Source organism: Leptolyngbya sp. Cla-17, from assembly GCF_016807185.1.
Taxonomy (GTDB): domain Bacteria; phylum Cyanobacteriota; class Cyanobacteriia; order Leptolyngbyales; family Leptolyngbyaceae; genus ULC077BIN1.
The window spans coordinates 1,280,170-1,294,458 of the sequence record NZ_JAEVYN010000001.1; the positions used below are offsets into that span (position 1 = coordinate 1,280,170).

The 14,289-nt window shown below is 47.5% G+C and carries 14 protein-coding genes and 2 pseudogenes; 14 read left to right on the top strand and 2 right to left on the bottom strand.

Annotated elements, in window-relative coordinates; translation table 11 throughout:
* Positions 1–91 precede the first annotated feature (91 nt).
* Positions 92–1,363 carry a methylglyoxal synthase gene (gene mgsA, locus JOY44_RS05625; protein WP_171572701.1) on the bottom strand — a complete coding sequence of 424 codons (1,272 nt, stop codon included), beginning with the start codon at positions 1,361–1,363 and terminating at the stop codon, positions 92–94.
* A 161-nt stretch (positions 1,364–1,524) separates the two neighbouring features.
* On the opposite strand from mgsA, the gene JOY44_RS05630 reads away from it, so the two are divergent.
* From JOY44_RS05630 to JOY44_RS05700, 14 genes and pseudogenes are all read left to right on the top strand, one after another.
* Positions 1,525–2,121 carry a TetR/AcrR family transcriptional regulator gene (locus tag JOY44_RS05630; protein WP_171572702.1) on the top strand — a complete coding sequence of 199 codons (597 nt, stop codon included), beginning with the start codon at positions 1,525–1,527 and terminating at the stop codon, positions 2,119–2,121.
* Positions 2,122–2,317: 196 nt separating this feature from the next.
* Complete coding sequence (locus tag JOY44_RS05635; protein WP_171572703.1) at positions 2,318–3,493, top strand: ABC exporter membrane fusion protein; 1,176 nt, start codon at positions 2,318–2,320, stop codon at positions 3,491–3,493.
* 98 nt (positions 3,494–3,591) lie between these two features.
* A complete protein-coding gene (locus tag JOY44_RS32775; RefSeq protein WP_415881106.1) occupies positions 3,592–3,822 on the top strand; it encodes a DUF2834 domain-containing protein in 231 nt (76 codons plus the stop codon).
* 65 nt (positions 3,823–3,887) lie between these two features.
* On the top strand, positions 3,888–4,523 hold the full coding sequence (locus JOY44_RS05645) for a CatB-related O-acetyltransferase (RefSeq protein ID WP_171572705.1): 636 nt from the start codon (positions 3,888–3,890) through the stop codon (positions 4,521–4,523).
* A gap of 36 nt (positions 4,524–4,559) precedes the next feature.
* Positions 4,560–5,726 (top strand): ABC transporter permease DevC, encoded by a 1,167-nt coding sequence (gene devC, locus JOY44_RS05650; RefSeq protein ID WP_171572706.1) that lies wholly within the window; start codon positions 4,560–4,562, stop codon positions 5,724–5,726.
* A gap of 40 nt (positions 5,727–5,766) precedes the next feature.
* Positions 5,767–6,519: a DevA family ABC transporter ATP-binding protein gene (locus tag JOY44_RS05655; RefSeq protein WP_171572707.1), complete on the top strand. Its 753-nt coding sequence runs from the start codon at positions 5,767–5,769 to the stop codon at positions 6,517–6,519.
* 266 nt (positions 6,520–6,785) lie between these two features.
* A protein-coding gene (locus JOY44_RS05660) for an IS1 family transposase (RefSeq protein ID WP_171572708.1) occupies positions 6,786–7,615 on the top strand; the annotation gives its coding sequence in 2 pieces (ribosomal slippage) (positions 6,786–7,127 and positions 7,130–7,615; 828 coding nt in all).
* Between the two features lie 9 nt (positions 7,616–7,624).
* Positions 7,625–8,944, top strand: a pseudogene (locus JOY44_RS05665) (IS1380 family transposase); the annotation flags it as partial.
* 259 nt (positions 8,945–9,203) lie between these two features.
* A complete protein-coding gene (locus JOY44_RS05670; protein ID WP_171572710.1) occupies positions 9,204–9,428 on the top strand; it encodes a hypothetical protein in 225 nt (74 codons plus the stop codon).
* Complete coding sequence (locus JOY44_RS05675; RefSeq protein WP_171572711.1) at positions 9,425–9,712, top strand: type II toxin-antitoxin system YafQ family toxin; 288 nt, start codon at positions 9,425–9,427, stop codon at positions 9,710–9,712. The genes JOY44_RS05670 and JOY44_RS05675 overlap by 4 nt, the downstream gene beginning before the upstream one ends.
* On the top strand, positions 9,696–9,908 hold the full coding sequence (locus JOY44_RS05680; protein ID WP_171572712.1) for a hypothetical protein: 213 nt from the start codon (positions 9,696–9,698) through the stop codon (positions 9,906–9,908). The genes JOY44_RS05675 and JOY44_RS05680 overlap by 17 nt, the downstream gene beginning before the upstream one ends.
* Before the next feature lie 235 nt (positions 9,909–10,143).
* Positions 10,144–11,436, top strand: a complete 1,293-nt coding sequence (locus JOY44_RS05685; protein ID WP_171572713.1) for an S-layer homology domain-containing protein — start codon at positions 10,144–10,146, stop codon at positions 11,434–11,436.
* Between the two features lie 392 nt (positions 11,437–11,828).
* Positions 11,829–12,943: pseudogene (locus JOY44_RS31290) on the top strand (ISAs1 family transposase).
* A 556-nt stretch (positions 12,944–13,499) separates the two neighbouring features.
* Positions 13,500–13,736, top strand: a complete 237-nt coding sequence (locus tag JOY44_RS05700) for a hypothetical protein (RefSeq protein WP_171572714.1) — start codon at positions 13,500–13,502, stop codon at positions 13,734–13,736.
* 145 nt (positions 13,737–13,881) lie between these two features.
* Here the strand turns inward: JOY44_RS05700 and JOY44_RS05705 are convergent, their stop codons facing one another.
* Positions 13,882–14,112 (bottom strand): hypothetical protein, encoded by a 231-nt coding sequence (locus tag JOY44_RS05705; protein WP_171572715.1) that lies wholly within the window; start codon positions 14,110–14,112, stop codon positions 13,882–13,884.
* Between the last annotated feature and the right edge of the window lie 177 nt (positions 14,113–14,289).

The following is a 14,289-nucleotide window of genomic DNA, read 5'->3' on the forward strand; positions in this document are numbered from 1 at the left end:
AATCATGTGCTATCGAACAAGAAATGGAGTTCGCAGGGTAAAGGGACAGAATAAAGGGAAGGCGATCGCTTTCTTACTACTAACCCAAAAATCAGCCAGGGCTGGGTGCCAACACGCTTAATCCATTGGGAATGCACTCCAAATCAATCGGTGTCATGCCAATTACTTCCCCATCCACAACCACTTTTTGCGGCGGAGTAGTAGTGATTGTAATTTTTTTAGCGCGCCCATGCAGAACATTTTGCTGTTGAGCATCTGCGCCCACCAGTGCAGACCCCAACATTTTCAACATGGTGGTTACCGCTTGCATCTTTGTCTCGCTGGTGGCGATGGTGATGTCTAGCAATCCATCATCATAAATCACCTGTCCGGCTCCTTGTGCCAAGACAGAGGTCGGAGGAGCCGCGTTTGCAACAGTAATTGCAGAGGCTTGGATGTGATGGGTTTCTCCCTCCGCTTCAATTTCTGCATCAAAGGGTTCTTGAACACCTAACATCTGCCAGCCTGCCATTAAATAGGCCATGGCTCCCCACTGATTTTTTAATTCGCGACTGGCTAAATCTACGGTTTCTGCTTCATAGCCTACGCCTGCCAGCAATATCATTGGTGACCCATTACAGCGGGCGGCATCAATGGTGCGGGTATGCCCTGCTAGGATCACCTGACAAGCCGCACGAATGGGTAAGACACGAGGAAGGCCCAAGGCAGAAGCAAACGCGTTGGCGGTACCACGGGGAATCACACCCAAAGAAATGCCTGTGCCAATTAATGCCCCGGCAACAGCTGAAACGGTGCCATCGCCCCCAGATGCGATCACTATATCTGCATTGGCAGCGATCGCCTCATCAACCAACTCTTTTGGATTCACTTCCGACGTCGTAATGTGAACATGCAAACTCATGTGGGGGCGCAGCAGTTGCCGAATCAAATCTAAATCTTGTTCACCCGTTCCCTGTCCTGAAACGGGATTGTAGATCAGATGGGCAACCAACGTTTTTGCCAAACGGCTGATAATTGCCTCAGCCGTGCTGAGATTGGTTGCGAGGGGCACATTGTGAACATTACAAACTCGCAGCAATGCTTGAATGTCAGGCTCGTGGGGCTGAGCATAGAGCGGATCGACCAAAAAAATAACTGCCATTACATCTCCAGCGCAGATTTCTGCGGCAATTTGGGTGTCACCACCCAGAGGTCCTGACAGCTTGCGATCAAGCGACAACCCTGTGGCATCTTGAATACGCTGCCCTGTCGTGCCAGTGGCAATCAGACGATGACGCGCCAACACAGGAGCGTAGGTTGTGGCGAAGCTGACGATATCGTCTTTTTTGGAGTCGTGAGCGATCAGGGCAATAGTTGAAGACATAACAGCGTTGTAACGAACCGTAAATCAATTGAAACACTCTGCAAATAATACGGTATGCCTGCAAAGTTTAAGAAATTCCTAAGACTCAATTCTGTTTGCTGATGACTGTTTCTCAGGCCTGAATAAACAATATCGAACGCTTGTTATATAATGAAGTGACTATGCCAAAAATTGTTGACCACGATCAGTACCGCAGAGAGCTTTTAGACCAATGCTTCGATTTATTCGCTGAAAAAGGGTACTCCACAATTACGATGCGGCAGATTGCTTCAGGGTTAGGCGTTTCTACCGGAACTTTGTACCATTACTTTCCCAGTAAGGAAGCTATTTTCGAGCAGTTGGTTGAGGAGATGATCCAACAAGATATGCTGCAAGTTTCAAGTGAGGTGGCCAAGGCTAAGACGGGAAGCGATCGCTTAAAACGAGGCTTTGAATTTGTAGAGCGCAAACAGGACTATTTCCTTAAGCAACTCCTGATCTTCACAGATTACTATCAACAAATTCGTCGGGACAGCAATCAACCCAACGTTCTAGAACGAGTTTGTGAACGTATTCAACCCAAAATTTCTGAGATTTTAGGAATTAAAGATCCGCAGGTTGCTGAGTTTGTTTTCACGGTTGTTGATGGTATTTGTGTTAGCCAAATCTATGGTTGTAATGCTGCCAACTTTTCTACCCAGTTGCAACTGTTGCTCAAAATGTTAACGGCTTACTTGGAAAAGCACGAGCCATCTTTTTTGGAAACTGAAATGCTGTGACTCTAAAGATAGAGTCACCCGATCGGACGACTCGCTTAGGAGCTAAATCTGGTGTACAATCAAAATCATAAATATAACAATCGTTCGATATAAATAGCCGGCGCTGCGATGTAAAGAACAAATGACTAAACATTTGTTATATCGAATGTTCGGTATAAACGATCAATCCAGTTCTCTCGGATGTATGAGGTTCACAATGAGCTTGCAACTGTTTTCAAAGCCATCCAACCGCTGGATTGTGGGTCTGGCGCTCGCAGCAACGGCGCTTGCGGGTACTACTGTTTCCTATGGGGTGTCTCAATTGGGTCGAACGGCTCCTTCAGCCCAGCCTGCTCCAACGATTCCCAAGCCGACTAAAGTGACAGCACTAGGACGATTGGAGCCCCGCACAGAAGTGCTTAAACTGTCTGCGCCTCAAGCGTTAGATGGCGATCGCGTTGTAGAACTATTGGTGAAGCAGGGTGAACGTATACAAACCGGGCAGGTGATTGCAGTACTCGATTCCCGCGATCGCTTGCAGTCGGCGCTGCAAGAAGCACAGGAAAAAATCCGCAATGCTCAGGCTCAGTTAGCGCAGGTGCAAGCTGGAGCCAAAACTGGTGAGATTGCCGCACAAAAGCAGCAAATTTTGCGGCTTCAGGCAGAAATCCAAGGGGAACTGGCTACCCAGCAGGCAACGATTTCGCGCCGCCAGTCAGAACTGAAAAATGCCCAGGTAGAATACGATCGCTACCAATCTCTTGCAACAGATGGAGCGATTTCATCCTCTAATTTTGATCAAAAAAGGTTGGTGCTTGAGACGGCTCAAGCGCAATTGAGAGAGGCGCAGTCTAACCAAAACCTGAAGGCAGATTCACTAAGGGCGCAAATTCAAGAAGCTAGGGCAACGCTGGATAAAATTGCGGAAGTGCGACCAGTGGATGTGCAAACGGCACAAACCGAGGTGGCGATGGCGATCGCGGCAGCAAAGAAAGCTGAGGCAGAACTCCAGCAAGCTTATATCCGCGCACCCATCGCGGGGCAAATCCTCAAAATTCATACGAGACCCGGTGAAAAATTGAGCAGTGATGGCATTGCCGATCTTGCCCAAACCGACGACATGGTGGCAGTCGCAGAGATTTATCAAACTGATATCGACAAAATTCGTTTAGGACAATCTGCAACGATTACAGGACAAGGGTTTTCTGGCGCAGTCAAAGGCACAGTCTCCGAAATTGGGCTACAGGTGAGCCGCCAAAATGTGTTTAGCGCTGAACCGGGCGAAAACCTCGATCGCCGCGTGGTAGAAGTCAAGATTCGGCTCGATCCAGCCAGCAGCAAGCGCGTCGCCGGATTGACAAATTTGCAAGTTCAAACCGCGATCGCAATCTGACATCGTTTCTTTAGCAAAGATCTTATGACTGTTCCCATCAGTGCAAAGGCAGTTGCCAAATTACCCGTGGAGATTATCTCATGCTGCAAAACATCTATATGTTGCTTTGTGTCTTAGGTTTTGCCTTACCTTATTCCCAATTTATTCCATTTCTTATTGAGCATGGTTTGAATTTAAAGTTGTTTTTTGAGCAATTATTTGCGAGCTATATTTCTGCTTTTTTCGCAATGGATTTACTGATTTCATCCATTGTTTTTTGGATATTTCTTTGTTGGGAAGGCTCACGGCTCAAAATGTCAAATCTTTGGGTTTTCCGTTATTTCTGCTGATGCGTCAACGCAAACTTGAACAAGGGTTGAGTCAAACTCTTTCTACTGAAGGTTAAAAGAAAGCCATGGCAATTCACTTTGGACCTGATCCTAATCGTCCTTATCCAATGGCGGATCAGCGTCGAGTTTGCTTCATCAAACCGTTTATTAAGTCGCCCAACATCATCGTTGGAGATTATTCCTACTATGACGATCCGGTTGATCCAGAAGGATTTGAACGCAACGTACTTTATAACTATGGGGACGATCGCCTGATTATTGGTAAGTTTTGCGCGATCGCGACCCGCGTTCAGTTCATCATGGGCGGTGCCAACCATAAGCTAGACGGCATCTCTACTTATCCGTTTCCTATTTTTGGGCAAGGCTGGGAAGGTGAGCTGGAAACGCTTATGAGTCTGCCAGGTCGCGGCGATACGATCATCGGCAACGATGTTTGGCTGGGCTACGATTCCCTAATTATGCCGGGAGTGACCATTGGGGATGGTGCTGTGATTGCAGCGCGATCGGTGGTTGTCAAAGATATTCCTGCTTACGCGATCGCGGGTGGCAATCCGGCCCAGCCTATTAAGCAACGCTTTACTGACGCGGAGATTGCCCAACTGCTAGCGCTTCAGTGGTGGAATTGGGAAATCGAAAAAATCACGCGCAATATCTCGCTAATCATGAGTGGCAATGTGTCAGCGCTCTGCCACACAACGTAATCAATGCATTGAATTTTTCATCACTTCACCACACTTATGCTGCCTAAACTCTTTCGCAAAACGCCGCTTGCCTGGTTTCAGGTCACTCGTGAAAAAACGCGGCTTCTAGTGGCGATCGCCGGAATTGCTTTTGCCGACATCCTCATGTTTGTGCAGTTAGGCTTCAAAGATGCCTTGTTTGATTCTGCCGCGGTGCCCTATCAAACCCTGCAATCAGACTTATTCCTTGTCAATCCTCAGTTTGAAACGTTGTTTTCTACCAAAGCTTTTTCACGAGAGCGATTGCTGCAAGCGGCAGCGGTAGAAGATGTGGACTCCATCAGTTGGCTGTATATTGCGATCGCGCAATGGCGCAACCCGACCACACGCACATCCCGGCCGATCCTAGTATTTGGCACCGATCCAGCTTCCAAAGCGTTCAAGCTGCCAGAGGTCAATCAACATTTAAGTGACCTTCAACAGCTCAATCAAGTGTTGTTTGACCAAGCTGGACGACCCGAATTTGGCGATATTGCCACCCTGCTTAAAACAACTTCGCCTCTGCAAACTGAGATAAATGACAATCTTGTTCGCGTAACGGGCGTGTTTACCCTAGGAGCATCCTTTTCAGCCGATGGCAATGTGATTACTAGCGACTCTACATTTTTACGAATTTTCCCCGATCGACAGCCCGAAGATATTGATGTGGGCTTGATCAAACTAAAACCGACAGCGGATATCAAACAAGTGCAGGCAGTCCTCAAAGCCAGTCTGCCCAATGATGTTTTGGTCATGACACTCCCAGAGTTTGCCACACGCGAAAAAGACTATTGGGCAAATGCAACCCCGATCGGCTTCATTTTCGGACTCGGAACCATTGTGGGCTTCATCGTCGGTGTGGTGATTGTGTACCAAATTCTCTATTCTGACGTGTCCGATCATCTGCCAGAATACGCAACGTTAAAGGCAATGGGCTACGGCGACTTCTACTTTGTTAGCGTGCTAATTCAGGAAGCGCTACTGCTGGCAGTTTTGGGCTTTTTTCCTGGGGCAGTTCTTTCCACAGGGCTGTATGTTCTCGCTCAGAGTGCCACTATGCTGCCGATCGCTATGACCGTTGAACGTGCCACCAACGTATTTATTCTCACCGTCGTCATGTGCGTGGGCTCTGGAGTGATCGCCATGCGAAAGCTTCAGTCAGCCGATCCTGCCGATATTTTTTAGTTTTTTTGAATTAGCCGTCCTTAGCTCTTTGTGATTCATCATGCAAGCACTTTCTTCAGTTTCCGCGCCTAATGCCTCTCTGACTGGATCTCAACCTGTTATCTCGGTTAGCAACCTGAATCATTACTTTGGTGAAACTAATCTGCGTAAACAGGTTTTATTTACTGTGAATTTAGAGATCGCACCGGGCGAAATTGTGATCATGACGGGACCCTCTGGTTCCGGTAAAACGACGCTGCTCACGTTAATGGGCGGACTGCGATCAGCACAGGAAGGTAGTCTCAAGATTTTGGATCAAGAAATTGTAGGAGCGAGTAAGCAAAAACTGCTGAAGATTCGCCGCAACATTGGCTATATTTTTCAGGCGCACAATCTGATGACCTTTCTCACGGCAAAGCAAAATGTGCGAATGTCGCTAGAGTTACATAACGAAATTCCAACCCAAGATTTAGATAAAAAAGCGACTGAGATTTTGGAGCAAGTTGGTTTGGGTGATCGCTTAAACTACTACCCAGAAAATCTATCAGGTGGACAAAAACAACGAGTTGCGATTGCCCGTGCATTGGTTAGTCGTCCCAAGATTGTGCTTGCTGATGAACCTACTGCTGCACTCGATAAGAAATCAGGTCGAGATGTCGTAGAAATGATGCAAACTTTAGCAAAAGAACAAAATTGCACCATCTTAATCGTCACTCACGATAATCGAATTCTAGATGTTGCTGATCGCATTGTGTACATGGAAGACGGTCGATTGGTCAGCGATGGCGTTGATACGACCGCGAAGATGCATTGATGTCAGTGACGCATTCGGGTGGGCGCGATCTTTTTTATTCTCAGTCATCGGGCGATCGCGTTTCTAGCCTGGATTATTCACGAAGAGGTAAAAGAAGGATAAGAAAAAGAGCTTGAAACCGAATAGAATCAAGCTCTCTAGAATTTTTAGTGCTCTTATTCTGCCATGACAGAGTGTAATTCAGACCTGCCCTACGATTTTTAGATTGTGCGTTAAAGGATTGTGGGCTTGGTAAAGTAGGATCAATTCTTTCCCCTCAAGAAGCTATGGAATGCCGACTTTGTGGTCATCCTAAGTGTCATAAGCATGGCAAGCTGCCCAATGGACACCAACGCTATTTCTGCCCTCACTGCCAGCAAACCTTCTGTGAGAGCTTTGACACGCTGTACTACTGGCGACGAGTGAGTCCGGAACAAGTTCAGCAGGTGCTACAAGCTCATAGTGAGGGCAGCAGCTTACGAGGGATTAGCCGAATTACAGGCTTGGCATACAACACCGTGGTCAGTATTGTTCGGGCATCGAGTGCCAAGGCTCAGCTAATTCATAACGACCAGGTCAAGCAAGTGGCAACCGCAGAGGGGAGTGCGGATGAGATGTGGTCTTTCGTGCAAAAAAACAGAAGCAATGTCTTTCCAATGAATTAGAAGTGGGAGACTGCTGGATAGGTCTGAGTTTAGCGGACTCCAGTGGACTGATTTTAGCGGCACGAGTGGGCAAGCATACAGACGAACTTATTGAGGAATTGGTAATTAGTACACAGGGAAAAACGGCTTGCAAACAGTGGAACAGTGATGACTGGGGAGGCTATGAACGAGTCCTTCCGCCTGAAATTCTGCACTATGTTGGCAAAGACAAAACGCAGCGCTTAGAGCGAACCAACGGCATCGTCCGACAACAAACTGCTCGATGGCACCGCAGGCAAAACAAGTTCGGCAAACGGTGGGAGCAAACGAAAGTGACAACACGCTTAGTAGTCAGCTATTTCAATTGGATTTGGCGGCATAGTCGATTCAAAACAACTGCGGCTCAACGAGCAAAACTGGCTGAGCAGCCTTGGACCTGGCAGGATGTCGTTACCTACCCCACAATCCTTTAGTGCACTACCGATTTTTATTCCCATCGGTCTCTAGTGGTTCGTTTTTCCGACCTGGAACTAAGTTCGGATGCGGGGATTTTGCTGGCTCGACAAGCCGAACAACAGAGGCAGGTTTGCCAAGGAATTGCCGACTGCATCGAGGAGTGGCGCGACCCCAACAAAATTACGCATAGCCTACAGCAGTTAGTGAGTCAACGAGTATATCAACTTGTCGGCGGGTACGAAGATGCCAACGATAGCAACCAACTGCGCCATGACCCTATTTATAAACTTGCCTGTGACCGATTGCCGCTAGCCCATCAAGCGCACCTAGCGAGTCAACCCACCATGACTCGCCTAGAGAACCATATCAGCAAGGGAGAAGTTTCGCGGATGCGAAGTCGGATGGTGGATGGCTTTATCAAGCAATATCGGCAGGCGCCCGAAGAAATCGTGTTGGACATCGATGGGTGGGATGACCCGACGCACGGGCATCAGCAGTTGAGTTGTTTTCACGGCTACTATGGGCAGCACATGTACTTTCCGGTCTTAATCAACGAAGCGAAGAGCGGCTACCCGGTAGTATTGCAGTTGAGGGCAGGCAATAGTCACTCCGGCAAAGGGGTGGCCGGCATTTTGCGCTGGCTGTTCTGGCGCTTAAAGCGGGCGTTTCCAGATGTTCGTATCATCTTGAGAGCCGATGCAGGCTTTGCTTTGGTCGAAATCTTGCGGGTGTGTGAACGCTCCAAGGTCGGCTATGCGGTTGGCTTTGCTCGCAATGCGGTGACTGAGCGCAAAATTGCTGACCTCCTAGAACGGGCGCGGTTGCAATATCTCAAGACTGGCGAGAAGGCGCGGTTGTTTGATGATGTCTACTATGCCGCTGCCAGTTGGGATGAACCTCGACGGTTGGTGATGAAGGCTGAATGGTTGCCCAAAGGAGCGAACCCGCGCTTTGTGCTCACTAACTTGGAAGAACCCGCACATCAGGTGTACGACGACTTCTATGTGCAGCGGGGAGCCGACAGTGAACATCGGATCAAAGAGTTGAAGCTCGGCATTCAAGCCGACCGCCTCAGTTGCCACACCTTCATCGCCAACCAGTTTCGTCTGCTGCTCGCTCAAGCCGCTTACATCCTGCTGCTGACGATTCGCCATGCTGCCGCAGGCACTCAATTTGCCACCGCCCAAGTCCCACGGTTGCAAGCCATGCTGATCAAAGGGGCTGCTAGAGTCAGAGTTTCAGCCCGACGGGTGTTAGTAGAGTTGGCCGCTTATTGTCCATTTGCTTATGAACTCCGTCAGATTACTCAACGATTAGTCTCCTCACAGGCGCTGATTTTGGGCTAGATTTTAGACTCAGATAGGATTAGTGTGTCTGTCAGTGGTTTTTAGGGCTGTTTTTGCTGTTTGCAATCGTATTTACGGCGTTTTGTTCACTCTTCACTCCCCAGTTCTTGGTTGCACTCTTTGCCTGCCTGAGTCGATCTGTTTTTGTCACTACTCATGAATAATGCAGGCTAGTGAATCATCTACGCGTAGAAACTGCGATCGTTAACAGCAGACATTATGATTAAAGTGACTGCCTTCACTCAATTTGTCTAAAGCTATGACAGATGCCTTACGCACCTCTCGACTTCAGCAGGCGATCGATGTTGCAGAAGCGTTATCGCTAGAAGAGCGCCAATTGTTGCTGGAGATTTTGGCAAAGCGGCTACGGCGGCAACAGAGTCAACAACTTTTGGAAGAAATTCAAGAAATTCGCCAGGACGTTGCAAAGGGTAGTATTAAATACGGCTCGGTGAAAGACTTTCTAGCGGAGCTAGATGCTTGAGACAAATTGCCTGGAGTCCAAAATCCTTACGTGCCTTTAAGCGTATGGTGCGTCAAAATCCTCAACTGCGCCCCATGATTGAGGACACGCTGGAACAACTTGCCGTAGATCCCTTCCATGCCACGTTGAAAACTCATAAACTTTCAGGTGAGTTTGCTGGCATCTGGGCTTGCTCAATCGACTATAGCTATCGCATCCTCTTTGAATTTGTGGCTAACCCAGAAGAAAGCGAAGAAGACGCAATTTTACTACTGAATCTTGGCGATCATGATGATGTGTATTAGCAATACACTTTGCTTGAAAGTAAGCGATCGCTCCACATCGGTTGAAACGCAAAAGCGCGATCGCGGTTTCATCACTGGCGTTTGGGCGATCGCGCTTTTGATAATCAAGCAGAGGAGCGATCGCACCCTTTCGCTGTTCTTTCCCAAAAAAGCACTAGCCCAGTTGTCGCGCTTTGCTGTCTCTAGGGAACTTTAGAACGGGGCAATCTATAGAAATCGAATTCCTGGGAACAAAGCTACAGTTCTGCGGTCAGCATTACCAATGGATCAGTCGCTTTGCCATCGGAACCGAGTCATTAGGTTGCACGCAAGCCACGATTGCATCACCAATTTTTACTTGAGCCTGTAGACAGCGCTCAAAAGAGCAAGGATTACTTGCTGTTGCTCAATAACGTGTAATTCATTGGTACTGCTCAATTTACGGGGTTTTTATGTCTAACATTCATCTTTGGTCTTCAACAAATGCAGTATTGCTGGCATTGGGTGTGACCTCAACTGCTATTGCACCGCTCGTGGTTTCGGCTCCAGCTTTTGCCGTCAACTTTGCAGATACGCGCTCTCACTGGGCGCGACCCTTCATTGAAACGCTGGCTGAAAGACAAATTATTGCAGGCTTTCCCGATGGTACGTTCAAGCCCGATGCTCCAGTGACTCGCGCTCAGTTTGCGTCGATCGTCAAAAATGCGTTCAGTAACAGTTCAGTGCGCGTCTCGCGTGGCTTTGGCGACGTTCCCAGTTCGTATTGGGCCGCAACGGCGATCGGCAAAGCATATGAAACGGGTTTCATGAGCGGCTATCCCGATGGCGCTTTCAAACCAGAGCAGCAAATTCCCAAGGTACAGGTATTGGTCGCCCTTTCCAGCGGTTTGAATTTCACGCCCACTCGCGCCGCCGATACGACTTTGGCTACGTTTAGAGACGGTGGCGAAATTCCTGCCTATGGAAAAGCGGGTGTTGCAGCAGCAGCAGAGCGAAATGTAGTGGTCAACTACCCGAATGTCAGTTTTCTCAACCCCAATGAAACGGCGACTCGTGCAGATGTTGCTGCCTATATCTATCAAACGTTGGTGAATCAAGGCAAACTTGCACCGATCGCGACCAGTGAAGGGGCAAACAACTACATTGCCCGACTCAACGGCACGACACCTCTGCCAAACACGGGCAGCAACCCAAATCCGAACAACCCCAACGCATTGAATCCACGTTATCTAGTACCGCAAGGTACGTCGGTTAACATTCGCTATCTCGGCTCGCAAAAAATTGTGGTGACTCCCGGTGAGACTATCAATAACCTGGCTCTACGAGTGGTCGATGACCTTAAAAATGCTCAGGGACAAGTTGTTATTCCCAAAGACAGCGACATTATGGGGCAACTGATCCCGGTTAGCAGCAATGGGCAAATTTTGGGCACGCAGTTCATCGCTCAACGAGTGATGATTGGCAATCAGTCGTATCCTTTTAGTGCGCGATCGCAGGTGGTCAGCGGACAACCCGTAAACCAAAACACTCCTCCCGGCACGCTGAGAGATGTTGCCACTTCTGCCGCAACAAACGCTATCTTGGCAACTATCCTGGGTCAAAGAGTTAATCTGGGTACCATCTTGGTAGGTGTCACTGGCGGACAGCCCACCAACCAAACGCAAACTCCCCCAAACCTGATCGTGATTGACCCATCGGCTGACCTCCGCCTGACAGTCAGCAACGATTTCTACACGAATCCATAGTTGGCATCCGCGATCGCGACTTTTATCGGTTGAATTGAATACTTGAAACCCAACATTCATAGACAGTGTTGGGTTTTTCTTGTTTATTCAGCTTGCGAGGGGCGATCGCTGACATTAAAAATCGCAAAAGTACGAGATGTTGCCGCAAACTTTAGAAGCTTGATCGAAGTCGCCCTAATTTGAATTAGGCTCACCATTTGAATAGTCCGGGCGTTTTCAAACAGTCTTCAATGGTGAGCCAAATTTCTGTTATGGAATCCAACTTTTTCGCTTAACTTACAGAACTCAAACATATCAAACCCGAATTCAAACATCCAGGGTTATTTCATTCTAGACAGTAGGTGAGCATAGGGTCCAGAGTATGGAAGTCCATTCTCCCCCCTTTGATCGTGATGAGTACGCTTGCAATCGTAGAAGTATTTTCTCACCTACCCGACCCCCGCCGAGGCGCGGGCAGCCGTCATCAGTATGCCGTCTGTTTAGCCTTGTTTACCTTAGCGATCAGTGCAGGCTGTGGCGGATTTATCGCGATGGGAGATTGGTTAGAGGAATACCGTGAATCCCTGATTCTCCTGTTTGGGTCACCGAAACATGGACTACCATCCTATAGTACGATCCGTCGGGTGCTATTAACGCTGGACTATCAATCCTACGGAGCTTGTATCTCAGAGTTCTTCACAATAGAACCGAAAGCGGGAGAAACGATCGCTCTTGATGGTAAGGTCTTACGGGGTTCTTACCAGATTGAGACGAACGCGAGTACGACAGAATCTCATCCTGCGATTCAATTAGTCACGGCATACGTCGTGGAACGAGGACTGATCCTACCTCCCCAGCCCGTGGATTGCAAAAGTAATGAAATTAAAGCGATTCCGCCGATCTTAGAGCAACTGGCAAAACGCGGAGTGGTGTTTGCTTTCGACGCTTTGAACACTCAAAAAAAATATCTGCGCAAATCATCGACTCTGAAAACGACTATCTCGGCGCATTGAAAGGAAACCACGGCAATTTTTACGCTGCAATTACGGCACAATTTCAGTCCGAATCCCATATTAATTGCGTTGAAACGGGGCATGGTCGAGTCGAACGCCGAAGCGTCAGCTTGTGGAAGACCTGGGATGGGTTGCCCGGAGCAGAAGAATGGTCAGGATTACGAAGCATTATTCGAGTCAAGAGCTATCGGCACATCCTCAAGGGGCAATATATCTTGATTAAAAAGCCTGAAATCCGTTATTACATCAGTTCGTTAGACGAAACAGTCGAACAGTTTGGGCGACGGATACGGGATTACTGGCACGTTGAGAATAAAGTCCATCATGTGCGAGATGTGACTCAAGGCGAAGATGGTTCTAGAATCCGAGTCAGCGCACTACCTGTCCTATTTGCCACTGCCCGGAATCTAGCCCTCAACCTCTATCGGGATGCCGGAGAAACTAATATGGCACAGGCAAGGCGGAAAGCAGGTTATGGGCTGAAGTTGTTGAAGAAGCTATTTAGAATGAAATAACCCTGTTCAAACATCTGTCCGTTATTGTTTCTAGAACGTCTCCCCTGGAAGATGTTTAAGAAGCGGCAAAGTGCTAGTTTGAGGGGGTAGTAAGAGAAGCGAAACAGCTCAATTGAGTGATGAAATTATACATTTCACTTTGAGGAAAGCAATTCATATCCTAATTTGATTCTTTCAAGTGGTAAAAACTTTCAAAATACCCTTCAAAGCTAGCTCTGAAAACCTTTAGAAAAGGTTCGTGCCCCAGCAGATTAATTTAGGTTTTAGTTAGAATGCTCGCTTCATCCAGTACTCCAATGTTGTCAAGGCACCTCAAACAAAATCGCAGTCAAGATATTATCTCTACAACAGCGATCGCGCACTCCATGAACACCCGGCAGACTTGCCTATGCTGCTCCACTGTTTTGCTTCGACACATGCGCTTGGGCGGGCTTTACTGGCGCTGTAATCATTGCCATGAAGACATGCCCGTTTTATAAATCAAACACCGATCGCTGCAAAAGCAAATTTCTTTAGTCATCTAAGGTTTTACATCAATAGTCTAATAAAGGTAAACATGTCGCACGGATTGATCAATTTAACATTGCCAGTGGTCCTGCAAGAAATTGGGTATGTATTAGAGGAATATCCTGAACATCCATATCAAACCGCTTTTGCGATGCCTGAACTGCACCAAAAGCTGGTTGCTCACATTCTTAGCAATGTCCCCAACCGCTACGTTGCTGCGGGGATACAAGAACCCTTTGGCAAACCCAAAGTTGACCCCTCTTCCCCTTTACAGGAGCGGCTATGAATGGAGATGGTTATTCGTGCCAGTATTTTGCATATCCTGCGCGAAAACGCCGACTGGCTGAGTCATCATCTTCCTAAAATTTAAGGTTGTTTAAAGCAGAAGATTTATCAATTCAACCGACTTACAAAAGCTGGAACACTACTTTTTAATTAACCCACATTTGCTGTCCTGGCTCATATAAATCCACTTCATTCAACACCACCATCGTTTCATATCCCTTTCTACCAAAGGTTGGTTCTGGACCTAATGCCATTTCGATTAGATATATCCATGCTCCAGCTTTCGGTTGAGAGCTGAGAACAACCCCTTCTCCACCGATGAACCATACTACTTGGGCTGTGCAAAACTTAGGAGCATCTAACAAGGTTTTGGTCATAAATTATCCTATAAAGTGGTGATGAAAAATAATTTCCTCTGCTTTAACATCGATAGTCTGTACTCTAGTCAAAGCAGCTCAATATTCTCTGTACCTTTTGAAGGATTGAGTTGAGCTAAAACATAGCTAAACCGTTGAATAAAAAGAATACAAAATATCTTTATTAAATTAAGTGTT